At 48.7% G+C, this 26,108-nt stretch carries 22 protein-coding genes; 12 read left to right on the plus strand and 10 right to left on the minus strand.

Annotation, left to right across the window (positions count from 1 at the left end; genetic code table 11):
- The first annotated feature begins 25 nt into the window (after window positions 1–25).
- The 8 genes from DDZ15_RS14735 (at window position 26) to DDZ15_RS14770 (ending at window position 9,593) form a co-directional block, all read left to right on the plus strand.
- The gene (locus DDZ15_RS14735; RefSeq protein ID WP_109647880.1) at window positions 26–733 is read left to right on the plus strand and encodes a TIGR04282 family arsenosugar biosynthesis glycosyltransferase; all 708 of its coding nucleotides are present in this window, start codon (window positions 26–28) and stop codon (window positions 731–733) included.
- A gap of 88 nt (window positions 734–821) precedes the next feature.
- Window positions 822–3,806: a TonB-dependent receptor plug domain-containing protein gene (locus DDZ15_RS14740; RefSeq protein ID WP_109647881.1), complete on the plus strand. Its 2,985-nt coding sequence runs from the start codon at window positions 822–824 to the stop codon at window positions 3,804–3,806.
- A gap of 142 nt (window positions 3,807–3,948) precedes the next feature.
- Window positions 3,949–5,241, plus strand: a complete 1,293-nt coding sequence (locus DDZ15_RS14745; protein ID WP_199222984.1) for an ABC transporter substrate-binding protein — start codon at window positions 3,949–3,951, stop codon at window positions 5,239–5,241.
- A 2-nt stretch (window positions 5,242–5,243) separates the two neighbouring features.
- On the plus strand, window positions 5,244–6,086 hold the full coding sequence (locus DDZ15_RS14750) for an ABC transporter permease subunit (protein WP_109647882.1): 843 nt from the start codon (window positions 5,244–5,246) through the stop codon (window positions 6,084–6,086).
- Entirely contained in the window at window positions 6,083–6,859 is a 777-nt protein-coding gene (locus DDZ15_RS14755; RefSeq protein WP_109647883.1) for an ABC transporter permease, read from the plus strand. Before DDZ15_RS14750 ends, DDZ15_RS14755 begins: the two co-directional genes overlap by 4 nt.
- The gene (locus DDZ15_RS14760; RefSeq protein WP_109648033.1) at window positions 6,856–7,578 is read left to right on the plus strand and encodes an ABC transporter ATP-binding protein; all 723 of its coding nucleotides are present in this window, start codon (window positions 6,856–6,858) and stop codon (window positions 7,576–7,578) included. The genes DDZ15_RS14755 and DDZ15_RS14760 overlap by 4 nt, the downstream gene beginning before the upstream one ends.
- 136 nt (window positions 7,579–7,714) lie before the next feature.
- Window positions 7,715–8,533, plus strand: coding sequence for a phosphorylase family protein (locus tag DDZ15_RS14765; RefSeq protein WP_109647884.1), 819 nt, complete (start codon window positions 7,715–7,717; stop codon window positions 8,531–8,533).
- Window positions 8,508–9,593: a phosphotransferase family protein gene (locus tag DDZ15_RS14770; RefSeq protein WP_146198609.1), complete on the plus strand. Its 1,086-nt coding sequence runs from the start codon at window positions 8,508–8,510 to the stop codon at window positions 9,591–9,593. Before DDZ15_RS14765 ends, DDZ15_RS14770 begins: the two co-directional genes overlap by 26 nt.
- Before the next feature lie 91 nt (window positions 9,594–9,684).
- Here DDZ15_RS14770 and DDZ15_RS14775 read toward each other — a convergent pair whose 3' ends face one another.
- On the minus strand, window positions 9,685–10,146 hold the full coding sequence (locus DDZ15_RS14775) for a YdbT family protein (RefSeq protein WP_109647886.1): 462 nt from the start codon (window positions 10,144–10,146) through the stop codon (window positions 9,685–9,687).
- Between the two features lie 337 nt (window positions 10,147–10,483).
- Window positions 10,484–12,004: an L-piperidine-6-carboxylate dehydrogenase gene (amaB, locus tag DDZ15_RS14780; protein WP_109647887.1), complete on the minus strand. Its 1,521-nt coding sequence runs from the start codon at window positions 12,002–12,004 to the stop codon at window positions 10,484–10,486.
- Window positions 12,005–12,115: 111 nt separating this feature from the next.
- Between amaB and DDZ15_RS14785 the strand changes: the two genes are divergently transcribed.
- Window positions 12,116–12,886, plus strand: coding sequence for a TrmH family RNA methyltransferase (locus DDZ15_RS14785; protein ID WP_109647888.1), 771 nt, complete (start codon window positions 12,116–12,118; stop codon window positions 12,884–12,886).
- A gap of 355 nt (window positions 12,887–13,241) precedes the next feature.
- Window positions 13,242–14,576 carry a PhoH family protein gene (locus DDZ15_RS14790; protein WP_109647889.1) on the plus strand — a complete coding sequence of 445 codons (1,335 nt, stop codon included), beginning with the start codon at window positions 13,242–13,244 and terminating at the stop codon, window positions 14,574–14,576.
- 83 nt (window positions 14,577–14,659) lie between these two features.
- Here DDZ15_RS14790 and DDZ15_RS14795 read toward each other — a convergent pair whose 3' ends face one another.
- The 5 genes from DDZ15_RS14795 to DDZ15_RS14815 form a co-directional block, all read right to left on the minus strand.
- Entirely contained in the window at window positions 14,660–15,904 is a 1,245-nt protein-coding gene (locus DDZ15_RS14795) for a BaiN/RdsA family NAD(P)/FAD-dependent oxidoreductase (RefSeq protein WP_109648034.1), read from the minus strand.
- Between the two features lie 54 nt (window positions 15,905–15,958).
- On the minus strand, window positions 15,959–16,726 hold the full coding sequence (locus DDZ15_RS14800) for a FecR domain-containing protein (RefSeq protein WP_109647890.1): 768 nt from the start codon (window positions 16,724–16,726) through the stop codon (window positions 15,959–15,961).
- 1 nt (window position 16,727) lies between these two features.
- The gene (locus DDZ15_RS14805) at window positions 16,728–17,891 is read right to left on the minus strand and encodes a hypothetical protein (RefSeq protein WP_109647891.1); all 1,164 of its coding nucleotides are present in this window, start codon (window positions 17,889–17,891) and stop codon (window positions 16,728–16,730) included.
- An 86-nt stretch (window positions 17,892–17,977) separates the two neighbouring features.
- Complete coding sequence (locus DDZ15_RS14810; RefSeq protein WP_109647892.1) at window positions 17,978–18,964, minus strand: NAD(P)H-quinone oxidoreductase; 987 nt, start codon at window positions 18,962–18,964, stop codon at window positions 17,978–17,980.
- A gap of 2 nt (window positions 18,965–18,966) precedes the next feature.
- Window positions 18,967–20,448 carry a lipopolysaccharide biosynthesis protein gene (locus DDZ15_RS14815; RefSeq protein WP_158278729.1) on the minus strand — a complete coding sequence of 494 codons (1,482 nt, stop codon included), beginning with the start codon at window positions 20,446–20,448 and terminating at the stop codon, window positions 18,967–18,969.
- Between the two features lie 259 nt (window positions 20,449–20,707).
- Here DDZ15_RS14815 and DDZ15_RS14820 point away from each other — a divergent pair, with 259 nt between their 5' ends.
- Complete coding sequence (locus DDZ15_RS14820; protein ID WP_109647894.1) at window positions 20,708–20,902, plus strand: hypothetical protein; 195 nt, start codon at window positions 20,708–20,710, stop codon at window positions 20,900–20,902.
- Here the strand turns inward: DDZ15_RS14820 and DDZ15_RS14825 are convergent.
- Window positions 20,887–21,810, minus strand: a complete 924-nt coding sequence (locus tag DDZ15_RS14825; protein ID WP_109647895.1) for a glycosyltransferase — start codon at window positions 21,808–21,810, stop codon at window positions 20,887–20,889. The genes DDZ15_RS14820 and DDZ15_RS14825 overlap by 16 nt on opposite strands.
- A gap of 46 nt (window positions 21,811–21,856) precedes the next feature.
- Between DDZ15_RS14825 and DDZ15_RS14830 the strand changes: the two genes are divergently transcribed.
- On the plus strand, window positions 21,857–22,681 hold the full coding sequence (locus DDZ15_RS14830) for a glycosyltransferase family 2 protein (protein ID WP_109647896.1): 825 nt from the start codon (window positions 21,857–21,859) through the stop codon (window positions 22,679–22,681).
- 15 nt (window positions 22,682–22,696) lie between these two features.
- Here DDZ15_RS14830 and DDZ15_RS14835 read toward each other — a convergent pair whose 3' ends face one another.
- Together DDZ15_RS14835 and DDZ15_RS14840 are read right to left on the minus strand one after the other, a co-directional pair.
- Window positions 22,697–23,572 (minus strand): ATP-grasp fold amidoligase family protein, encoded by an 876-nt coding sequence (locus tag DDZ15_RS14835; protein WP_109647897.1) that lies wholly within the window; start codon window positions 23,570–23,572, stop codon window positions 22,697–22,699.
- A complete protein-coding gene (locus DDZ15_RS14840) occupies window positions 23,569–26,058 on the minus strand; it encodes a hypothetical protein (protein ID WP_109647898.1) in 2,490 nt (829 codons plus the stop codon). Before DDZ15_RS14840 ends, DDZ15_RS14835 begins: the two co-directional genes overlap by 4 nt.
- Between the last annotated feature and the right edge of the window lie 50 nt (window positions 26,059–26,108).

A 26,108-nucleotide genomic window follows, 5' to 3' on the forward strand; every position in this document is an offset into this window, starting at 1 on the left:
TCTTTTTATGACGTAACCTATCGATATGCAAGGATTTGCACATACCGCCATTCTACTGTTCAGCAGAACGCCTGAGTCTGAAGCCCGTATGAAACGCCTGGCCGGGCGAAGCGACTCCCGAAACAAGTCCGTTCAGCAGGTGCTATGGCGCCAAACACTGGATCAGCTGCGAGCTGCTCCCCTCCCTCTGGTAGTGATCAGTGAAGAACGTCAGCGCGGAACCGGATTTGCGGAGCGGTTCAGCAACGCAATCGCCGACGTTTTCGCTTTGGGGTATGAACAAGTCATTGCCGTGGGAGGCGATTGCCCCCATCTGCATGATATCCCCTGGCATGACATTGCCGCAAAACTTTCAGGCCGGGAAGCTGTTCTGGGACCGACTCAGCGAAACGGCGCCTACCTGATTGGCCTGAGCAGGCATCAATTTTGTGAGCAGACCTTCCGCAGCCTGCCGTGGCAGCAACACAGCCTGCTCGACTCACTGAAGAACTACTTTTTGAAGCGGTCTTCCGGCGTATACATTCTACGCACCAAAACCGACATCAATACATACGGCGACCTTGAAAGGTACCTCTTTCACTCCGCTACCGGAATCATCCGGATCGTCAGGAACCTTCTGAGCCAGATTCTCAACACGGCCTCCGTGCCCTGCTTCCCAATAGAACGTACAGTGCCCCGGTACGCTGAACATATCCCCCCGCGTGCACCGCCCATCACCTCTCCTCTTCACTGAACGGACCCGTTCGCACCCATTCAACAACTACTCATTAGATTAATCGTCTGAAGCCGCGGCAAAGAGCGGCCAGGATATCATTACTCCCATGAAATCATTTTATCTGTTTCTGTTCCTTTTCATAGCAGCCACCCTGCAGCTGCATGCACAATCTCTTACCATTACCGTCATTGAAAATGAAACGAATCTGGCTCAGCAAAACACACAGGTCATTATTGAGAATCCGGATATCGGATTTTCGGTATCCCGAACAACATCAGAAAGCGGAAGAATTGTGCTTACGGGACTATCTACATCCGGAGAGTACATTGTGAGAACTGAACCCTCTGAAGCTTATTTTGAGTCGATAAGTGAACCCATATCCCTTATATCGAATCGCAACACCAGCGTGCTGCTGATTGTGTTCAGCCGAAGAACCGGACGGCTCGATGAACTCACCGTTACCGCACGCTCCACAACAATCAATACGGTTGATGCACAGGTGGCCTCGGAGATATCGGCAAACGAAATTGAATCGATACCCATTGAAGCCCGCGATATTTCCCGTGCCCTCTACAGGCTCCCGAATATATCACAGTCAACCGGTTTCTTTCCGGAGGCCCCGAATGTGGCCATCAACGGCGCCAACTCTCTCTTTACCAATTACCAAATCGATGGGTTTGATAACAATGAAAATTTTCTGGGCGGACAGCGTTTTCGGATCCCGGTCGGCATCACACAAAACATCACAGCGCTTACCAATAACTTCAGTGCGGAATATGGCAGAACAAGCAACGGCGTGATCAATATTACAACCCTTTCGGGAAGCAATGAGTTGAGCGGCGAAGTTTTTCTGATGACGCGTCCCGGCCCGCCGCTCGATGCCTCATCCCCGTTTGCGCAGCGCGACCTCAGCGGCAACCAGGTGAAAGATGGCTTTGCACGCTACCAGGTAGGATTCTCGGTTGGAGGGCCGATCGTGGAAGACCAAACATTCTTTTTTGTAAATGCTGAACACTACACCGACCTGAAGGACAATCTGCTGAATGTGCCCCAGCTTGGCGTTAACGAAACCGTATCGGGAACCAATCACTTCACATTCCTTTCAGGACGTTTAGACCATAACTGGAGCAGCCGTTTCCGATCCAATCTCCGGATCAATAAAGGAATTATCAATATCGAGAGACAGGGTGGAGGTATTGATGGCGGTGTGACATTCGCCAGCGCGGGAAACCGGCAGGACAGAAATTCGTTTGCAATAGCCAACCGGAATACCTATTCCGGGAACGGCTTTGTTTCCGAAACGGGATATCAGTACGGGCGTTTCCGCTGGAATTACGCAAACCCGGACTCTGATGCGGGACCCAATGTTACGGTTCTGGCTCCCAACGGTGAAACAATCGCCCTGCTGGGGCACCCGGGATTCGTGTTCGACGAGACTGAGAACACGCACCAGCTTCAGCAAAAATTCACTTTTTACAAGGGCCGGCACACACTGAAAGCAGGTGCCGACTTTAAAACATCGGGTTTTGCACTGCGCGGCGGGGGAAATCCGGACGGCAGCTGGCTGGTTCAGCTCAGCCCGGAGCAGCTGCAGAATCTTAGAAACAGCGGTGTAACGCAGAATCTGGCACCGCAGGATCTTCCGCCGGATGTTGACGTACTCAATTTTGGAGTTGAACTGCGGCCCGATGCCTTTAAAAAGAGACAGAACCTTATCGGTATCTATCTGGAGGATCAGTTTTCCGTAAACAGCAATCTGAATCTGAATCTCGGGCTGCGATACGACTATGACAACCTCTCAAAAGCCGGTGACTCAAGCGGCGACTTCAACAATTTCGCGCCACGGTTTAGTGCCAACTACCGACTGAACGACCGCAGCAGCATCAGGGCGGGCTACGGCATCTACTATGACAAAATTCTGTATGCCGTTTACAGCGATGCGCTGCAGTTCAGTTCGAATTCGGATGATTTCAGATCCCAGATCTCACTTTTGGTAAACCAGGGTATTCTGCCGTCGGATACCGACATCGACAAGGTAACGAATGAAGGGAACCTGGTTGCAGGCGTACCCTCTGCGAGCTACCTCCGGGGCCCCGACCGCGGGCAGCTCCAAAGTGAGCGGGAGTCCGTTTTCAGCAACGAACTCAGAATTTTAAACCCGAACGGGCTTGATAATCCCTATTCACATCAGTTCATGGTCGGTTTTCAGCGGCAGCTAACAAGCAATTCGCTGTTGTATGTTGATCTGATGCACAACAGAACCTACAACCTTTACCGACTGCGTGATCTCAATGCTCCTGCAGCCTTCCCCATTGATCCGCAGAACGTTGAGGTGCGCACACAGGAAGAGGCCGATGCAACCAGGGCAACACCCATTTTCCAGGATAACGAAGGCTTTTACACCCCGGGCCCGGGTGGCGAGAGGCTGCACGGTGTGGCCCGCAGTATTGTGATGACGGAGACCAAGGGCAGATCGAACTACTATGCCCTGAACCTGACGTACGATCGCACACGGGGCGAGAGCGACGTAGCTCTGCGCGTGATCTATACGCTCTCCTATCTTGAAAACAATACCGAAGACATCAACTTCCGCGCGATGGATGCAAATAACTTTGATGCGGAATGGGGGCCGGCACTTAACGACAGGCGGCACATGATCCATGCGCTGGTAAGCTACTCCCCGGTAAACAGCCTCTCAATAACGGTTGCCCCGCTCATTCAGAGCGGTCTGCCGATTAACAGAGTAGCGGACGCCTCGCAATATGGAACCAATGACCTGAACGGCGACGGCCGCTCGTTCTCCCAACAGTTTGTGGGCAACAACGACCGAAGTCCGGGGCTGAGCCGAAACAGTGACCGGCTGCCATGGTCCACCGTTTTTGACCTGAACCTGAGATACACGCTTGATATTGATGACAACAGGTTTGAATTGGGTGCGGATATCTATAACCTGTTTAATGCTGAAAACCTGAGCGGGTTCAACGCCAACCTGACGCAGAGCAACCAGATCCAGGTGGGTCCGGAGGGACGTGAGGTCCGCAACGTAAGCCCGCCCCGCCAGTTCCAGTTTTCAGTTCGATATTTGTTTTAGTTACACCGCCGATGCGCGGAGGTGCAAAGAACTTTTATTTGAAGAACTTGATCATGGTTCGGATCTCTTGGTGGCTTTGTGTCTTCGCAGTAATAAATAGAATTTTACCATAGTAAATTTCAGAACGTTTCACTTAATCTGAATGAATAATCCTGCTCCATCCATCCGCGAAAATCAGCGCATCCCTCTGCGCAAATCTGCGAGAAAGAGTTCAAAGGCTACTACACTCATCAGATTTAGCTTATTCGTGCTGCTCCTATTTTCGGTTTCATGCAGCAATCCAGTGGAGGATGAACCAGATTTCGCTCAGCTTGAATGGGACGAGATCAGGGAGCTTTCGGAGGGCGAAGATCTGACACTGATGATGTGGATGGGGGATCCCTATATCAACGGCTACATGAACGATTACGTGGTGCCGGAGGTGAAAAACCGCTACAATATTGACCTGAATATTGTGAGCGGCCAGGGTGCCCAGATCGTCTCCACCCTGATGGCTGAGATCGAAGGCGGAACCCGCACCAGTCAGATTGACCTTGTCTGGATAAACGGGGAGACCTTCTTTCAGCTGCGGCAGATTGATGCGCTCTATGGCCCATTTACCGGTATGCTTCCCAATTCAACGTTCGTCAATTACGATAACCCGTTTATCGGAACCGACTTCCAGCAGCCCGTTGACGGGTATGAAGCGCCCTGGGGCAATGTTCAGTTCACATTGATTTACAATCCCGGTCAGGTAAACTCTCCTCCCCAGACATTTCAGGATTTCGAAACCTGGATCGTTACTAATCCGGGACGCTTTACCATACCCACCGAATTTGCCGGAATGACCCTTCTCAAATCATGGATGATGACACTCAATGGATCTCCCGAACCGTTTTACGGTGATTTTGATGAGGAGCTCTATAAATCGGCCAGCAGGGAGTTATGGGATCGTCTGAACAGGCTGAAACCCTACTTTTGGCGTAATGGAGAGACCTTTCCGGCAAGTGTGGCCCAGATGCATCAACTCTTTGCAAACGGGGAAATATCATTCACCATGAGCAACAACGACGGTGAAGTCGATAACAAAATTGCCCGGGGTTTGTTTCCTGAAACCAGCCGCGCATACGTTCCGGAACACGGCACGATCCGGAATTCACACTACCTGGGCATTCCCCGGAAATCCGCACATAAAGCAGCGGCCCTTGTGGTCATTAACTTTTTGCAATCGCCCGAAGCTCAACTTGAAAAAATGAAACCGGATGTTTGGGGCGACGGAACCGTGCTCTCCATACCCGATCTGCCGGAAGGGTGGCAACAGAGGTTCAGCCGGATTCCCGGAAGAGTACAAGCCCCCGACCGCTCTGAGATTCGTGAAAGAGCTCTGCAGGAACCGGGGCCCGAGTATATGATCCGTATCTTTGAGGACTTCAGAACCTATGTGGTAAACCGCTGAGTATGTCTAAACGTAAACTAATGGTCGCTCTCTTTGCCATTGCCTGGCTTGCTCCCCTGGGTATGGCAATCGGCTACTCTTTTTTATACAGCCTTGGATTGGCGGGAGTGCTTCAGGATGGGTTCACTTTCTCATATTGGGCCGGTCTTTTTCAGGGTGAGTTTCTGCAGTCTATTCTCTACTCTGCATGGGTTGCCGGGGCATCCACTATTTTGGTACTGCTTACCTCCCTGGGAATGCTTTTTTTATTTCGCAGGCAGTTCAGCAACCGAACTATATACAACAGCCTGTTCCTGCCGCTTGCCATCCCGCCCATCGTGCTGGCGTTTTCTATCTATCAGCTTTTGTCCGGTTCGGGGCTTCTCTCCCGCGCTGCATACCATATGAACCTGATCACCGAAGCAAGCCGGTTTCCGGCACTTGTTCAGGATCCGTGGGCAATCGGCATTATCCTGGCACACCTGTTTCTCGTTTTCCCATTCTTTCTTCTCATTTCCCTGAAACTGTACGAACATCAGAAGCTTGAGGAATTGGGCAGGGTCGCTTCAACACTTGGGGCATCAACCGGAACCATTCTTTTTCAGGTGCAGCTGCCAATCCTCCTCAGGGGTCTTTCCCCGCTGATCGCACTCTATTTTATTTTTTTTATGGGCGCCTACGAAATACCACTGATCCTGGGAGAGTCCTCACCACAGATGATTTCGATCCTGATCCTTGAAAAATTGCAGCGTTTTAACCTGGCAGATATCCCGGTGGCCCACTCAATGGCGGTCTGGTACGCTATTCTTTGTATAGCCACTATAGCCTGGCTTTTTTCAGGGTCCCAAAAGAAGGTGTTCGTATGAAAAAGCTCACCGTTCTCCTGTTTTTGCTGCTCAGTTTCCTGGTACCCGTCGCAACGCTGCTCTACCTCTCCTTTTCAGTGCAGTGGTACTACCCCTCCATCATCGATCATCCGTTTACCACCGAACACTGGACGTGGTACCTCAGCGGCGGCTCTGAGCTTCTGAGGAGTACGGTTCTTTCGGTCCTTCTATCCATCACAGTGAGTGCACTTTCCGTAATCTGCGGATTTTTCGCCAGCCGGGCCATCGCCTACTATACCAGGAGCCGCTGGTGGGTGGTTTCAGCTTATTTTCCCTATGTTATTGCTCCGGTTGTTCTGGCTGTGATGCTTAACTACTATTTTTTGCAGCTACAGTTGTCGGGTACCGTTGGCGGCGTTATCATTGCACAATTTTTAATAACATTTCCCTATGCCATTATCTTTTTTTATGGCTTCTGGAACACGGAGATGCGTAATCTGGAGGGTCTGGTTTCAACCATGGGCGGTAGTTTTTTTACCATCGTGAAGCATGCACTGTTTCCTTCGGCGAGGGGACTGCTCACCATCTGCTTTTTTCAGTGCTATCTGATATCCTGGTTTGAATACGGGCTGACTCAGTTTATCGGCGTAGGCAAAGTGCAAACACTCACTGTTATGGTTTACAGATATGTTAGCGAGGCTAATCCCTATCTGGCTGCTCTTGCAGGTGTTTTGCTGGTCATTCCGCCTGTTCTGCTTCTGATCACAAACCGGAAATATCTCCTTCAAAACGTATGGGCACCGCAGTCATGATGATTGAAGCACGCGGCATATCGAAATCATACGGCAATGAAAAGGTTCTGCAGGATGTAAGCTTTTCACTTTCGGAGAACGAAACGCTCTCCGTACTGGGCAGGTCAGGCAGCGGCAAGACCACCCTACTTAAAATCTTTGCAGGACTCACACAGGAATATACGGGAACCATTCAGCTTAACGGTCAGGCGATCGACAACCTGAAGCCCAGCGAGCGCGGAATGGTCTATCTCTACCAGGAGCCGCTTCTGTTCCCGCATCTTACCGTGAGTGAGAACATTGGGTTTGGCCTCAGAATCCAGGGATATGATGACAAAACTATTCGTATTAAGACAGGTGAAATGATTGAGCGGCTGCACATACAGGGGCAGGAGGAAAAGTATCCGCATCAGCTATCCGGCGGGCAGAAACAGCGTGTAGCTTTTGGCCGGGCATTTATCATACACCCGCGCGTACTGCTTCTGGATGAACCCTTCGGCAGTCTGGATCCGGAAACGCGAAGCGAAATGCAGCAGCTCTTTGTGGAGATTTCAAAAAGTGAAAAAATCACCACTATGTTTGTGACACACGATCTTAAAGAAGCGCTGATTACCGGTACACGGTTCGGTATGATGATAAACGGATCATTGAATGTATACGATAATCACGATGATTTTATCAATGATGCCCAAACGGGCGTTCAGGATGAATTGACATTCTGGAAAAATCTGATGCGATAGAGCCGTTTTTAGATTAAAATCATTGTGAAGGAATTAATCATAATTCTCACACAAGCACCTTTTCATAGATATCCGAGTTTTCAACGTGGAAATAACGTTTTGATTCCAGGAATGCATAAAACTTTTTTTTAACCACATGACAGATTCCAAAAAGAGAAAAGCCGGACCTAAAAGCCTTGGTATCATTCTGGGCAGCGCATTCGAAAATGAATTTGCATCAAAACTTATGCTTGAGCCTGAAGTGGCAGATACTCCATGGGGCCGAATAACCCTGTTCAGTAGCGGGCTCAGCAACGACAGGCCCGTCTATATTTTGTTCCGTCATGGCCTGCCTCACTCCCTTCTACCCAACCAGATCAACTATCGTGCCCAGGCCGCCGCACTTCAGCAGGTAAACTGTGGCGCTCTTCTTATCAACAGTTCTGTCGGCGTGCTCGACCCCGACCTGCCCATCTACAAGCCGATGCTTGTAACGGATTTGCTGATGCCCGAAAACAGGCTGCCGGACGGCTCCACGTGTACCATGTATCCCGAACCAAAGGCTCATCAAGGCCATCTTTTGATCCGGGAGGGTCTCTTTTCACAAAGCCTCAATGAACAGATCTCTGCACGACATCCCGGATCTATTTTTAAACCCGAAAACGGTCTGGTCTTCGTCTATGCAGGCGGTCCGCGCAGCAAAACAGCTGCCGAAAACAGGATGTGGGCACAGCTTGGGGGTCAGGTCAACTCCATGACCCTGGCACCCGAAGTGGTATTGGCCAATGAACTCGAAATTCCGGTCTCAGCCCTGGTGGTCGGGCATAAATATTCAGTTCCCGGCAGAATTAACCCGGAGGTCCGGAAGATTGCGGAAACCCTTGTTGACGCTCGCGAAGCCACGGAGTCCATCCTCCTTGACTTTATAGAACACGGGGAGCCAGTAGTATTTGCCAACCAAATTTACCGCTATTGAGATGGCCCCCGACAGGAATCAAATTTTCCGTTTTGTTCAGAAGTGTCTGCCTGATTTTGAACCAGCCGGGAGCCCCGAAGAGCTGATCGGAGGCAATATAAACCGGGTCTGGCGCATACCGGGAGATTCGGACAGTGTAATTGTAAAGTACGCCCCACCCTACATTGCAGCCAGTCCCGATGTTCCAATGAACAGTAACCGGCTTTCGTTTGAAGCACGGGCTCTTGGCAGTTTTATGCAGTCAGGCCCGCTATCCGGAATTGACCAAACCTATGTTCAGCCTCCGGAGCTGCTCGGGCATGATACCGATGCCAGCCTGCTTCTGATGGAGGATATCACACCCTCAGTTCCATGGTTTGAGGCACTCAGAAAAGGCCGTGCTGAGATTGAGACGGCGAGGGATCTGGGCCGATTTATCGGTGCGCTTCACCGCATCACATACGGACAACCTGCTATCGCCGGGCAATTTCACAATATGCCGGTTCAGGAGACGAGATATCACGTTCAGTATATGTCACTGGCAGAAACGCTCTCAAAAAAAGATGATCCTGATTTTCGTTCGGCGGCCGAACGATGCAGACAGCTGGGCAGGCTGTTAATGAAACAGGGGCGTTGCCTTCTGATGGGAGATCTATGGCCGCCTTCACTTCTCTGGAGCAGAAACAAAATCAGAATTATCGATTGGGAATTTGTTCACTACGGAAGGCCGCTGCAGGATCTGGCCCATTTTTGCGCACACTGTATGATGCACCATGCTGTGGCATCGGCTGGAACCAGGGATCTGTTTACCGATATCTGGGGCCGTACCATGAATGGGTACAAAAGAGAAACATCACAACTGTATCAGGAGTTAATAAACGGAGATGAGATCGAGTGGTTTTCCGTACATGTAGGAGCTGAGATCCTTGCACGCACGATCGGGGCTTTTTCACAGGGTTATCTTTTTGAGGACCCTAAACAACGCATGGCCCGGGAAAAAATCTCAGAAGAAGCCGTGAAACTGATGGCGGGAAACGTAGTGTTCAACAAACATTTATTTTTGAGAATGTTATATAAATAAGGGCAATAGAGTGAATCTGCGTGGTCCCAGCTTTTTCATTGAACTTCCAACCTGAAGCGCAAAGGCAGATCACTCGGGATAGGCGTCCATCTCACTCAAAGTAGTGTTCAGGCTCCACTGAAAGCTGGCTGTGTATCGCATTCCTGAAGCTCGAGGCATTTGAAACTCCGCGGATTTTTTGGGTTCGGATCCCTATGCCGTATAACGTAATAATGCCCCTGTCCCACCAGCGATCCAGTTTATTTTGCCATAACGTTACATGTCCCACCTTTTCAAGAAGCACTTCCTCCGCACGGATATAATAATACCCTGAAACTTTCAGCAGCCTGCTGTCGGTGAGAATAAACTCGTAATACGACCATTTGAAAAAACCGATAATCATAAATAGAGCTCCAAATCCGGCAGAGATAAGATTTGAAATGTATCCGGTGAAAATGGAAACAAAAATCGCATAAAATATGATCATACAACCCGCGATCATAAGTCCCGGATGCATCCTGGAACGGAGCAAAATCTGTTCTCCCGATTTCAGTTGGATCTCTTTCTGAAACATGAGGTTCTCTTTTGTGTTATGAAACCTGACTGTACGCCCTTTAATCGTCTGTTCTGTTATCAGCGGTTCTGTAATATGGTGAGAGAAAAGGCAAATGGCAAAAGGCAAAAGCATGCCCTGAGCGGAGCCGAATGGGTGAGGCGTCAGACGATAAACGGGGCAGTATTATGCCACAGCAACCGTGGGAGTCTCTTTTCTGCAGCTCATTAACACCTTAACACACTACCACGTTTTCACTTTTTTTATCTGAGAAAATAATTTCTGATGTATCCTCCGCCTGCAACCTGCCGCTTGCTGCTTGTTACTTGTACCATGCGCCCTGAGCCCCGTGCCTGAATCACACATCAAACTCTATACCCTGTGCCAGCGGCAGCTCGTCTCCCCAGTTGATGGTGTTGGTTTGGCGCCTCATATAGGCTTTCCATGCATCCGATCCAGATTCACGTCCGCCCCCGGTCTCTTTCTCTCCCCCGAATGCACCACCTATTTCCGCACCGCTTGTGCCGATATTCACATTGGCAATACCGCAGTCCGATCCGATGTGACTCAGAAACTTCTCCGCTTCACGGATGTTCAGCGTAAATATTGACGAACTGAGCCCCTGACGTACACCGTTATGATAGCCGATAGCTTCGTCCATCGTCTTGTATTTGATCAGATAAAGAATGGGAGCAAATGTTTCGTGCTGCACAATCTCATAGTGGTTCTCTACTTCACAGATTGCGGGTTTCACGTAATGCCCCTCCATATTCTCCAGCACATCACCACCGCAGAGTACCGAACCTCCCTCCTCTTTCACTTTCTTCAGCGCAGTCTGCATATTTTCGACTGCATCCTTATCGATAAGCGGTCCTACAAGAGTGTCCGGGTCAAGCGGGTCGCCAATGTTGATGCTCTGATAGATTCCTTCCAGTCGGTCCCGTATTTCATCATACACATCTTCATGTATAATCAGGCGCCGTGTGCTTGTACAGCGCTGACCTGCGGTTCCTACCGCGCCAAATACAACCGCACGGATCGTCATTTCCAGATCCGCATGCTTGCTGATGATGATTGCATTATTTCCGCCCAGTTCGAGGATGGTCTTGCCAAGGCGTGCCGCTACGGCCTGACCAACGGCACGGCCCATCGGTATCGATCCTGTTGCTGAAATCAGGGGTATTCGTTCATCCCCTGTCATCCACTCACCCGTATCACGCGTTCCTGTTATCAAACCGAAAATCCCTTCAGGCAGGTCATTTTCTTTCAGTACTTCAGCAATGATTTTTTGAACCGCGATTGCACATAGCGGCGTTTTTTCGGAACCTTTCCAGATCACCGTATCACCGCAAACTGCTGCGATCATGGCATTCCAGCTGTAAACGGCCACAGGAAAATTAAATGCCGATATGATACCGACCGGTCCCAGCGGGTGCCACTGCTCATACATCCGGTGCCTTGGCCGCTCCGAATGCATTGTGAGACCATAAAGTTGTCGCGAAAGTCCGACGGCAAAATCACAGATATCGATCATCTCCTGCACCTCACCGAGTCCCTCCTGGTAAATTTTACCCATTTCATAGGAGACCAGTTTCCCAAGCGGTTCTTTGTATTCACGAAGCTTCAGCCCAATCTGGCGTACAATCTCTCCCCTTTGCGGAGCCGGGGTCATTTTCCACGTATCAAAAGCTTGCAGAGACGCTTTTATAACTTCTTCATATTCATCTTTCGTAGTTTCAAAAACACTTGCAATTTCTGAACCGTCTACCGGCGTATAGCTCATGATCTCGGGTGCTTCATCATTCTGTAAAAATGTTTGTCCGGTTGAGGTTCCTGCATTCTCGTTTTTGATTCCAAGCTGTTTCAGAAAGTCTTTCATGAATTGGGTACCTTTTACTTTGCTTAATGGCAGATTGCGCTGTTCTGTTATACTTTAAATATATAGCCTCGCACTGCGAAACCCAATCACTCTCTTCACAACTGCCGAAACATGTCAATAAAACCGGCCTCCGGCAATCAGATTAAATCATGGAAGAAGCTGTCTATGAGCAAATACCGTAAGCGAATGAACCGGTTTCTTGCTGAAGGCGAGAGATGCGTTGAGCAGATTCTGGAAAACCGAAAAATTATGGTTGAATCCGTCCTTCTGCTGGATGATTCAACTGATACAGGTCGATTCCGGCACGATGAAGTTCCCGCTTATACTCTTTCAGCTCACGATTTTGGCTTAATCACCGATACACAATCTCCTCAGGGTGTGGCTGCTGTCTGCGTTATTCCCGATGAATCTGCTGCCGGACAACTGGCCGGAACGGGCGGGCTTATCGCTGCCATGGACGCCATACAGGACCCGGGAAATCTGGGCACCATGATCCGCACGGCATCTTGGTTCGGTGCAACCGGCATTCTTCTCGGTGAAGGTACCGCAGACCCTTTTCATCCGAAGGTGGTAAGAAGCACGGCCGGTGCAACAGGAATACTTCCATACCGAAAAGGCCCTCTTTCCAAAGAACTGGCCGAGCTGGAGAAGGCAGGATACCGGACTTGTCTTTTGGATGGAGGTGAAGATGCAATATCCATCAAGCAGGTGAAACCTCACCAAAAAACCGTTCTGGTTGTTGGCAACGAAGCCAATGGCATCAGCAGCAGCCTCTTCACCAACGGACGGATACCGGTTCGCATCGATGGGCACGAGGAGTATGTTGAGAGCCTCAATGCTGCTATCGCATTGAGTATTGGCTTGTGGCATTTTGCAGGGTGAGCTAAGGCAGGGAGCAGTCTACTACGCTATCTACTATGCTAAAGCTTCGCAGACCAGGGGGTGCAGGGTTCAAGGCTCAAGGTACAGGGTGCAGGGTGTAGTACTAAAAAATCCTTCTGAGATCGAAATTCAACAATCTCCAATCAGAGATCACCCTACCCTCTCCCGTCTCACGTTTCACTTCTGCCTTCTGCCTTTTGCCTTCTGCCTTCACACTTCTCAAGACTCAAGACTAAAATCAACGTTATTTCTGCGTTAAGATTTAAAGTCGAATTGACTCTCACTCTGCGTTTAATTATTGTTAGTTAATGTATCATTACAGACACCTCCTCTTGCAATTTAAACTGGAAGGTTTATGCCCTCTAAGAAGAAAACGAAGAAGATCTTCGTTCTTGACACCTCTGTACTACTCTACGACTCCGATGCCGTTAAAAACTTCCAAAAGCATGACATAGCCATTCCGATTACCGTTCTGGAAGAGCTCGACTCTTTCAAAAAAGGAAATTCGGTCACCAATCTGCATGCACGGGAATTTATCCGGTATCTTGACAAGATTTCGGATGCCAACATGATTCAGAAGTGGATCCCGCTTAATGGCCGGACGCATGGCAAATTGAGGGTGATCAGCGATGAAGGCAGCAGCCAGGATGCATCGGAAGTTTTCGGTTCCGTCAAAAATGATCACCGGATTCTTAACTCTGCCCTTAAACTGCGTGAGGAAGAACCCGACAAAAAAGTAGTTCTCGTCTCCAAGGATATCAATTTGAGACTAAAAGCAAGGGCTCTTCAGCTCGATGCAGAAGATTACGAAACCATCCAGATCAAAGACATTGATCACCTCTACAAAGGAAAGACGGATCTCAAATTTGATGACAATTCAGCCATCAACAAACTCTACGAAGAGGGGCAGATCAGCCACTCTGAAATTGAACAGAGTAAACCGGTAAGCAACCATTACTACATCTTAAAAAATCACAAGAGTTCTGCGCTTGGTTACTACAATCCAAAAAGCAAGAAAATTGAGTTGGTTGCAGCACTGAACGCATACGGTATCACGCCAAGAAATGCTGAACAGACGTTTGCCATGCATGCACTCATGGATCCCGACATTCAGCTGGCTACCATAACAGGTGCGGCGGGAACAGGCAAGACACTTCTTGCCCTTGCATGTGCCCTTGAGCAGCGGCGTCAATACCGGCAGGTCTATCTTGCCCGTCCCATTGTTCCGCTAAGCAACCGTGACATCGGGTATCTGCCCGGAGATGTGAAATCCAAGATTGATCCCTACATGCAACCCCTTTGGGACAACCTGAACATCATTAAAAACCAGTTCAAAGAGAGCAGCAAGCAGTACAAAAAAATTGATGAACTGGTTGAAACCGAAAAATTGTCAATCGTACCTCTGGCCTATATTCGCGGCCGAAGCCTCAATAACGTCATTTTCATCATCGATGAGGCACAGAATTTAACGCCGCACGAGATCAAAACGATCATTACACGTGCCGGAGAAAATACGAAAATCATCTTTACGGGCGACATCTTCCAAATCGACACCCCCTACCTTGACACGCAGTCGAACGGCCTTTCGTACCTGGTAGACCGTATGAACAACAATGACCTCTACGCCCATATAAATCTGGAAAAAGGTGAGCGGTCAACGCTTGCAAACCTGGCGAGTAAGTTTTTGTAATAAATATATTTGTGACCGGCTGTTCGTTGTCAGATGCGGGTTTTCAGGCAGGAATCTGTATTTCACATGCCTGAATTGACAATCTATTTTCCGGTCTGATACTTCTCTGCAAGGGCTTTGGCAGCAAGCCAGCCATTGGTCCAGGCTGCCTGAAAGTTAAAGCCGCCGGTTACGCCGTCAATGTCGAGTACTTCTCCCACAAAATAGAGACCGGGTACTTTTTTACTCTCCAGTGTATCCGGGTTCACCTCTTTCAGCCGGATACCTCCGCATGTAACAAACTCCTCTTTGTATGTGGTTTTTCCCTGGATATCGTATCGTGCATTTACCAGGTTCTGTACCAGTTCGTGCACCTCTTTGTTCGACAGTTCAGCCCATCGTTTCCGGTCATCGATTCCCGAAAGCTGAATCTGGCGCTCCCAGAGCCGTGCAGGAAGAGGTAGGAGATCCTGTCTGACAACCTTTTTCCTGGCGTTCCGTTCACGCAAATCAAGCAGTTTTTCCCGAACCTGCAGCTCGTTCATGGGTGCCAGCCAGTTCACGCGAACCGTATACCGATACTCCTTCTCGTGCAGCTCCCTGGCCGCCCATGCCGAGAGTTTGAGTACCGCGGGGCCGCTCAAACCCCAGTGTGTAATCAATAAAGGACCTGATTCCGTAAATCGGGTACCTTCAATGTGTACTTCTGCCTGGTTGACTGATATCCCCGCCAGGTCACTGAACACTTTCTCCCTGAAATTAAAGGTAAACAGGGAGGGTACGGGCGTACGGATTGTATGTCCCAGCTCTTTCAGCCATTCGTAGGCCTTCTCTCTGTTGTAGCCGCCTGTTGCCACAACAACAGCATCGAAATACTCAGCTTCTTTCTTGTTTATGGAAAGGCTGAACCCTGAATCACTTAATGGACTGATTCGGTCAACCCGGGTTTTATTACGAATTTTCACGCCGTGGATACGGGCTTCATGCATCAGGCAGCTGATGACAGACTCCGAGCTGTCGCTGACAGGAAACATTCTGCCGTCGGGCTCTGTTTTCAGTGCCACGCCTCTCGACTCAAACCACGCTGCAGTATCCCGAGCCTGAAACTGTTCAAAACTCCAACGCAGCATAGCCGCACCCCTGGGATAGTGAGCGGACAGTTGTTCAGGGTCGAAACAGTGATGGGTTACATTACACCTGCCACCTCCTGATATCCTCACTTTAGAGAGAACATTTTTCGACTTCTCAAAAATGGTAACCCGCAAGCCAGGATTAAGCCGGGCAGCATTTACTGCAGTAAAAAAGCCTGCAGCTCCTCCGCCAATGACGGCAACTGCAGGCTTATTCATTTTCTTTCGCATGCCTTAAGATAAAAAAGGCATAAACGTACTCAAACAGCTGGATTAATCCTGATTCTCATCCTCTCCATTTTCCTGTTCAAAGATCCTCAGGTCTTCATCGAGAGTGTCGCCCTGCTGATTTCTGAACTGCAGACGCATCTGCCGCTCAATCAAATCACTTTCCAGAATCTGATAAACCGAGGTGAGATCCTCAAGCTCCTCTTCAGTCAGTGCGCCGCTTTCAGGTGAACCATCGTCGGTAATTCTTACGAATTCCATGTCGTTGAGTGTGATCAATTCTCCCGTAGAACGGACCTCGACCTCCACTTCACCTTCCTCAACCCAGACATAGCCGTCTGCATTGACGCCAAATTTGGTTCCTTTTACAGAAGCCACTGTGTTTGATGTAGTTACCTCAAATTCCTTATCCGTACCTCTCTGAACATCCATAAAAAGTCCGCCTATAGCGAGACTTATCTGTGTTCTGAGGTTCAGGTTACGCTGCTCATTGAGCGAGCTGCGTATCACCATTTGCGAGGATGGGCTTACCCTTGCAACTGTTTCATCCAGAAATAGCAGCATCGCATAGCCGCTCTGGTTTGTGGTTAGCGTATCACCTGAAACAAGCGGCTGACCAACGGTTTGAATGGTGTCTGCCGTTATGTTTGAAACCGTAACGGAAGGTACATAACGTCGTACGTATGCGATTTCATCCTCTGCGTTTTCAGTTGTCAAATCCACGCTCTCTTCAGGAATCATGTATATAATTGCCACAATAGCGGCAATCACCACGACTGCAAATCCGAGTAATCCTTTATTTTTATTTTCCATTTTATTCACCAATTGTTGCTCGTCTGTTTCTGATTTTTTGCAGCATCTCTCTTAATATTACTACTGCTTCCTCAGCCGAATAGACTTCCCCGCCCAATTCGACCTGCTGAAGTTCATATCCCTGATTTACCATATCGTCTACTTTGTCTTCGCCTAAAATTTCCGACAATATGGATATTAATTCTTCATTAACGGTGTCAGGTTCCGGAATTGTAAATCTCCAGACGTCTGATTTCACCTGCATAGTCTGCTTTAGTGTAGCAATTTCTGCTCCAACCTGCCAAACATAATCATTTCCTGGAACTAATTGCTGCTCAATTGCACCGGGAACCTGAAATTCCGTTTCATCCACAAGTACATCTAAAAGAATGTTTTCCCGGAGATCCGTTACAGATCGGGGGTTAAACTCGCTTCTGAAGCGATTTTCAAGAACGTTCTCAGCGGCACCGGAACTTTCGTCGACAGAGGCCAGAATCAATCTGTACCGCTGATTTTGCGGTGCAACCCATCTCAAAGATGGCAGATTATCGGTGGACTCAAGCGCAGATAGCGCATTCAGCGTTGGCCCGTGCCCCCTTATTTCCAGATAAACATCAGGAACGGACGTTTCGATTTCAGCACTTGATGACGCCACAGGCTCAGCCTGATAATCGTCTTCAGGCAGAATTCGAACATCCACGTAAAAACGGTCTTCATCGACAACAGCCCCTTCATTTAAGCGGCTTAGCAGCTGTCTCCCGCGATTGGTCAGCACAAAATCGAATTTAACATCGCCGGATTGACCCGGAATCGTGCCGCGGATGATATCCAGGTTGCTGAAACGGAGTATTTCTCCCGCATCCATCTCGAATACCGTATTCGGGTTCTGTGATGACCGCAGAATAAGCCCCTCGTTTTCACTCCGTATGAATGTTTCTATCAGGAATCGTGCAGTCCCGGATGAGCGATTGTTGGCTATTTCATAGTTCACAACCGGCTTCTCATTCAGGCTGCTGAACGTCAGGGTAATCAGGTTTTCAATGTTTACTGCGTCGAAATCAGGGGCTATGGATACATTTACTGATAGCCCACTGTCCGGATCAGAATTCTGAGCCGCTGCACCGGTTACAGTGAAACAGCAAAAGAATATCTGCAGTAAGATCCGCCTGTATGATAAATGATACATTTTTATGTAAAGTAGGTTTTTCAGAGAGTAATTCTACTTAAATCTGCTTAATAAAACACATCAGGTATTATTTTTTCTTAATACCGCTACATTCCCATCAGGATGATCTTACCGGCATTTCTATTATCAGCCATATACTGATGCGCTTTTTCTGCATCTTTCCAGTCATATATGCTGTCAATTACGGGTTTTATCTCCTGCTTCGGAAACTTATCGGCAGAATCTTCCCAAAACTTTCGCATTAAATCGATTTTGTACTCAGCATTGCGGTTTCTAAGGGTTGAGCCGGCTATGGTAAGCCTCTTTTTCAAAACAGGCACAAGGCTGATTGAATCAATTTTTGATCCACCCAGCATCGAAAGATAAATGATCCTGCCATCGGTTGCTGCAATCCGCAGATTGTCGTGCCAATAGGGAGCACCGATAAAGTCAATTATCAGATTTGTGGAATCGGGCCCTTTATGCTCAATGATTGGTTCGGCAAACGATTCCTTTTTGTAATTGATGGCCAGATCTGCACCGAGTTCACGGCATAACGTCAGTTTTTCAGGCGTACCTGCCGTTGCCAGCACAGTCGCATCTTTCAATACACGCGCAAGCTGTATGGCAGCTGTACCAACCCCGCTGGCACCTGCATGAATCAAAACTGTTTCCCGCTTTTCCAAACGTCCTAAAAGAAAGAGGGCCTGATACGCTGTCAAAAATACCTCCGGTATGGCAGCCGCTTCCTCAAATGAAAAATTTTCAGGAATTATACGGGCCATTCGGTAGTCGATGATGCAGTACTCCGCATAACCGCCGCCCCCAAGCAGTCCGAATACGGGATCTCCCGGCTTGAAGCCCTCTACATCTTTTCCAGCTTGCTCCACAACACCCGACATTTCCAGACCTAAAATGGGTGATTCACCATCCGGGGGCGGATATTTCCCCGCTTTCTGCAGAAGATCAGCACGATTCAGGGCAGCAGCCTCTGTTTTTACCAGCAACTCCCGGTCACCGGGTACAGGATCCGGAAACGTACCGGTTCTCATAACCGGTGAGCCATTCTGATGATCTACCAGTAGTGCCTTCATGATTACATAAATGTTCGGAAAAATTTCGCAACCAGATTATTCAGGTCCTCTGAAAGCCTGAAAAGGAGTACGGGGGCAGCAAAAAACAGTGTAAACAGCACGGATTGCGCTATAGCTCTGAACCAGACTGAATCACCAATCCAGGGACCTGTAGCATCCAGGATAAATATCAGGAAAAATCCTATCGCCAGTGCGGTCATTGCAGCACCGGTAAGTGGCTGTATACCGATATTTAAAAGGATATAGATCGATTTTACACTGTTATAAACAAATATGGCAAATGCGGAGGCCATTGCTGCACCCTCGATACCATATGTTGGGATGAGCAGGTAGTTTGCAGCAATTGTCAGGAGAACCAGCAAAACATTGCTGTAGAAACTTACCCTGTAATGGCTGGAATTAAGTAGTATGATTCCGTTGGCACCGGTTCCGACTTCAATCAGTTTTGCGAGTCCAATGATAAAAACAACCCACCGGCCGGAAGAGTAAATATCCGGCAGAAACTGAAAGAGTAGTTCCAGGTTGATCCAGATAAGTCCGAAAATGAATATTCCCGGAATGAGTTGATTCAGAGATGTTTTCTTGTACAGAATCGCGACCTCATCCCATTTTTTGCTTTTGATGAATTCTGATATCAGCGGACCCGCAATCTTTTCAACCGACCGCTGGGGTACGGCAATGACCGACCCGATATAAAATGCGATGGCATAAACAGCGGTGCTTTCAAGATCTGTCATTGCTCCAAGCATAAGTACATCTACGTTCCAGACCATCACGGTAGTAAGCCCGCCGAGCAGTGAAAAAAGGGAGTAGCTTGCCATCCCTTTTAAGAGTTTTTTTCTAAGAATATCAAACCTTGGTTTCAGGTCAAGGCCGCCCTGCCGCGCAATCTGAATGGTTAGAAAAACAGGTTGAAGTCCGTAACTCAATACAAACAATCCAATAAATTGAGAAAATGACATCAGCCCAAACAGGTAGAGTAACAGCAATGCAATAACAAGAACCCGCTGAAATACTTCATTGACAAAGGAGCCTGAAACTGCATCGCGCAGTGACCTGAGATAATTGTTGAGCACCTCAAAATAGAGAACAAACAGAGTAAGAGGCAGAACCCAGAGGTAAAAATCGGCAAAAAGCGGGGAGCGCTCCGAATACACTGAGATGAAAAGATCATCCAGTAAAAAAAAGAGCAGTGCAAATACCAGAAACCCGGAAAAGGGGATTATAAAAGCCCAGAATAACAGCCCATGCCCTTCCGGGTAAGCTTTTTTAAAAAAAGGGAAATAGCGAAGAATCAGGTTATGAAACCCAAGATGGGCAAACTGTGAAGAGATGAGGGCAGCTGATATCAATACCCTTGTAAGGCCATATTGATCCGGGTCGAGTATGTGCGGATACAAAAAAATGGTTAGCACAAATCCGAGACCAATCCCAAAATAGGTGATGGCTGCGTTTACAATGCTTTGTCGGATTACGATTCCCACTTCAGGTATCAGGTTCAGCTACGTTAATCGGCGGATGGCGCCTGCCGTTTGGTTCAACCTCCAAAATAGTGATCCATTTCATGAATCCTGAGATTTTTTATCCGGCCGTCATTTCAAATATTTCTCGCTTTCAGCAGTGTCAACCCCGGCATTTCTGACCCAAATTTAATATTTGAAAAAATTATTGTAACAAACGCATATCTGGTCCCTCCTTTTATTCAGAGAGTTCAATTGAGAATACATTCATACGAGGAGTACCATGGGTAAAATCAATCTTTCAAGCCTTAAAAGCTGCGTTGAAAGCGCAAGTCAGTCGTTTCGCAAAATTGAGGATGAGAAGCCTTTCGAAATGCACATTGTAACCGGGAACAATCCGGACACTGTAGATTCACTTATACAGAGCACGCAGAAAATGCTGAAAAATATTCCCACATTTTCTCAGACAGGATCCTGAGGTTTCAGAAATCCTGCAAGCACCCAGATTCTGAATCGAATCAGCAGTGCAGCAGCCCTCTTCTTTCCACGGATCAGATAGCCCAGTGACAAGATCAGGCTGCCGAACAGTTTTATACATTCCGACAACAGTTTCACAGCAGTTGACAGTACGGAAGACTGTACCCTGATCCGTTCACTTCGGCCAATTCCTTCCGACTGCCTCTTCAGATAGGAATTTGTCAGACGTTTTGCACCGATTCTGTGGTGCAGCTGCATTTCCGGCCAATAGTAGAGTGAATATCCCTCTTCCCTTACCTTTGCAAAGAAAGCTTTCTCCTCACTTCCAAGGAGATGGCCCGCCTTCCTGCCCAGCTCCGTATCAAACATTCCGCACGTATCGAACACCTCACGCCTGATCATCATATTGCCGCCTCTCGGAAAGTTGGATTTGGGGTATTGCATCACTTCACTGCCTAAATCGTGCAAACCAAACATCGGCATCAGCTGCTTCGGTATCCACCCGGGATCCGCCTCATCGAACGACACAAATATTCGCCCGCCCGCACACATTACATCCGGATACCGTTCAATATAGCCTGCAGCGGCTTCAATGAAGTGCTGATCCGGAACCACATCATCATCGATAAAAAGTATTGAATCTGCAGCTGCTTCATGTACAGCACGATTTCTGGCAAATGACAGCCCCTGCGACTCTTCTTTAAAATACCTGAATTCCAAACCCGTGTGCTTCCCTGCAAAGTCTTTGCAAACGCTGCCTGTACTGTCCGTTGAGTTATTGTCAATGACCAGGATCTCACAAAGTGACGGATCGGAAGCCTGCGGGGCAAGTGCGTCCAGCGTATCAGCCAGGTAATCTGCCCTGTTATAGGTACAAATGGCTACTGTTATGAGAGGTTGATTGTTCATATGTTATCCGCTGCGGCAAATATACTCAATAGAACAGTGAAGAACAGTGCGTGCTCAATCAGATCCTACAGTATCGGTTATCATTCCGACCCGCAACCGCGCAGATTCGGTTTTGAACGCTGTGGAATCCGTATTCCGGCAGACCTACCCTGCCATTGAGATCATCGTAGTGGATGATGCTTCCGACGACTCCACAAAAGAGGCACTGGCAACACTCAGCGGACCTTTTCCTGTGAAAATCCTGCGAAACAACACGCCTCGGGGAGCCGCTGCGAGCCGGAACATTGCGATAGAGCATGCAAACGGATCATTCATCTCGGGGCTGGATGATGATGATTTATGGGATCCGGAGCGCATACGCGTACTTTATGAGCACTTCAAAGCCGGTTTTTCCGCGGTTACGTCTTACGACCGCATGATCTACGGGAAGAAAAGCCGCGTTTGGAAAAAAAAGCGTGAGATAGCGTTCGAAGATCTTCTTTACTACAATATGGCGGGTAACCAGTTGCTCACAAAAAAAGAGTACATCATTGAAGCGGGAGGGTACGATGAATCGCTTCCAGCCGCGCAGGATTATGACCTTTGGATACGCCTCACCGAACGATTCGGACCAATACGTACCGTTCCCCGTGTACTGCAGTCTGTGAATGCGGAGGAAGAACGGGACCGGATTACGACATCAGAAAATAAAGTGCGGGGATACCGTGCCTGCCTTGAAAAACACCGTCACAAAATGAATACTTCGCAGATTCGCTATCAAAGATACAGGCTGAAGCTTGCGGAAGGGCATAAAGCGGGCTGGCTTGAACTCTTCAGGTCCGCACCCTTGAGTCTGCTGAAGAAAGAGATTACGCGCAAGCTTTTCCTTTGAAGGCACTCTCCCGGTTCACTGTCCGGAGGTGTCAAGATCGAGAAGCCGGCCCATCTTTTCGTCAAACTCATAGGGTGAAAATGCTTCAAATCCATTACCCGGAAAATTGGTCATCTCGCCAAACCATACCCTCTTACGGGTCAGATAGAGATCTACCCGCATAAAGTTAAAACCCTCCGACAGGCGATCAGCAAGAGTCAGTGCTTCCTGCAGATTATCAGGAAAAACCACTTTTTGTTCATTCGGTTCATAGATGATCTTCGCATTAACCCGATTCAGGGCGCGGTCATAAAAATTTCTTGTATGATCTCCATAACGGTCGAAGTCGATTTGAAAAAGCACTGTCCGCCCTTCAAAACAGAAAAATTTGTAGTCAGCGGGTACTTTGCCCTCATTTGTCAGTAATAGCTCTTCAGCCAGTATGGTTCGGGGCAGGTCCTTGTATACCCACTCGCGTCCGAATTCTGAATAGTCGGTCTGCCGCCACGCCTGCGTCATGCGAATAATCTTCTCCGGATCCTCCAGATTTTTGTCCCTGACCACTTTTACCATGCCGGATCCGTGATTGGCTTTCAGTACAAACTGACGGGGCAGGCTTTTCCAGACCTCATGGGTTATCTTGTCATAGATTCCAATCAGGGGAATCAGGTGTTCCGGGCCGGCACGATCAGCAACAAACTGCCTGACACCCGTTCTGTCGGCCACAATCCTCCTCAATTCTGACCTGTCATTCAGCTTGAGCCAGTTGATTTTTTCAGAAAGGGTGACCGGTGGGTTCAGTCTCAGTTTCCTTCCTGTGGTAAGGCGGTATCTTGCCCTTGCGTACTGCTCATCGGACGCCATGTGTCGATATACGCCCCAAAACAGTTTATTGAGAATGGTGCGGATCATTCATTTCCTGTTTCTGCTTCCTCCCCCGGCTTCCGGTAGAGTAGAAAAAGACCGATCGCACCGGTTCCGAATAGCAGAATCGTTCCCAGCTGCGACATCACTCGTCCTGTTGAGTACCATACCGGTTCCATTTTCATCTCCAGTATATGTTCGCCGGCCGGAATTTCAAATCCGCGCAGCACATAATTGGTTCGAATCATGTCCGTTTGCTCTCCGTTCAGGGTAACCTCCCAGCCTTGCGGATACCATATTTCACCCAAAACCAGGAAACCCGGATTGCTGCGGTTTATTTCAAGTGTGATTTGATTGGCATTGTACGTAGTTATACGTACTTCTGATAGAGAGTCCGGTGCCGTTGTTATTTCACTTTCAGTGGCCACAAACGCCTCGGCTGAGGGTTCAAAATCTTCGCTTATCCGTTCAAGCACGTCGGTCTGGGAATCCAGAACCGCAACGGAATCTGCGAACCACGCTTTGGGTAGAACGCCGAGGTTTTCCATCACCACGCCGTCATCACCGCTGTACACCCTTTCAAATCCGGGAAGTCCTACCGCTCCCTGTACGGAGAGATATTTGATATTGAGCATATTCAGCACGCCCGTGTTGATGCCCGCCGCTCCCGAAAATAAGGCTTCATCAATCAGATCCTGATAATATCCCAGCTTGGCGCCGGAATAACCACCTGCCGATGGGTAAAAGTAGGCGGGTATTGCGTTATTAAAGGGATTGTCGAGCAGCGGAAGCACCCTGTAGTGCCACTCCTCAGGAGTCCCGGTCTCTTCGGACAGAAACCGGTCAATGTTTCTCTCGGTTCTCTGAATATAACCTTCCCTCGTCAGGTCCCCATCAACCAGTGCATTTTCGTTCATGTATTGACGATCTGTCTGAATCAGATCAAATGCTATCAGTACGCAAATCATGATGGCACCCAATGAAACGGAGATTTTCCCCAAACCTATTGCAAATACGATCCCCGTTCCGGCTGCGATAAAGAGTGCGAACCGCAGTGTGTCGCTGCCTGCCATTTGCTCCCTTTCAGGGATCAGCTCGTTTTCAATATAGCGGTCCACAGTCTGCGCTACCCTGGGATCGCCGGCCGATACCTGGTTTTGCGCGGCAATCTGCCTGGCGATTGCCTGCCGTTCCCCTGGCTTTTCAAAAGAGAGAGCTGTAAAGCCGATAATAACAAAGACCACAGACAGCCCGCACGCAATATAGACGGGCTTCTTCCAGCCGGCCGGCAATCCACTTCTTAATTCCTGCGTAATCCAGTCAAACCCAAAAACAGAGGGCACGGTAAAGCAGAAAACCGAAATCATCAGCCACATTTCCGGAACCCTGAACTTGTCGAAAAGCGGAAAGGCCGCAAACATGAGATTATTGAGGGCCCCGAAATTTTCACCCAGTGAAAAGAGCAACGTTACAATGCCCGGTCCCAGAAAGATCCAAAGAAACCTGCTTTTCGACTTCATCACACCAATTACAAAAAAGAAAAAGGCAAGTGCGCCAAAGTAATGGGGCCCGCTGGTTACAGACTTGGGGCCCCAATATAGTTCAGATCCGCCAAAAGCTCCGGGGATCAAAAGTGTCAACAGTTCGCCCCAACCCTGCGACCATGCAAACGCATACTCCCTCGCCAGGCCATCCGTGCCGGCTATCTCCGATCCCCCGCGCATACTGAACGCAGAGTACTCGAGGGTACTCCAGTAGAGCTGAATGCTCACCAATACGGCTATCACCGCTGCCGACAACAGCCAGGTGGTATGAATTGAAAATGATTTTAACTCACCGGCGCGGACAGCCTTTACCAGGTCGGCCAAAAACAGGGTTCCCAGCGGAAACAGAAAGAAATAGGTAACCTGCGGATGGTAGGCCCTGAGGTGTAGTGTGAGCGCCCAGGCAAAAACAAATGCGGCCAGCCAGGGATTTATTTTAGACCGGGTGAGAAGAAGATATCCATTGTAGAGCCAGGGGATATAGATATAGGCCAAAAATTTGGCGTTATGGCCCGCACCGATTATGATGGGAATATAGGTTGTAAAACCTACGATAACGGATCCGAAAACGGCCGCCAGAGGTCGGGCACCCAATAAGATGAACATGAGATAGGCTCCGCCCAGCAGTATCCACATTTCGGCTGCCGGGTAGATTACATCCAGAGCATTCAGCAGTGTATTATCCAGATTGCTGATTTGCGGCGGATGTGAAATTGTGGTTGCCGGCATCCCTGAAAACATGTTTGAGGCCCAGTGTGCCGGCTCATCAAACTCTTCCTGGTATTCTATCAGCGACTCAGCTCCGGCCCGCCACTGTATAGCGTCATGACCCATATACTGCTTACCTCCCAGTACCGTAGAATAGAACAGGATAACCGGGAGCAGAAAAAGAAAAATAAGTGAAAAAAGATGCTGTTTCGTTGCCGATAGATCTTGCCAGAAATCTGCAGATTCAGCGGATGGTTTTTTTTTGCTCTTTTTTGAAGCCATTCTTTGAGATGGGATTGTACAGGGTCGGGTTGAGGCTTTAAGCTTACGTA

Source organism: Rhodohalobacter mucosus (assembly GCF_003150675.1).
GTDB classification, from domain to species: Bacteria; Bacteroidota; Rhodothermia; order Balneolales; family Balneolaceae; genus Rhodohalobacter; species Rhodohalobacter mucosus.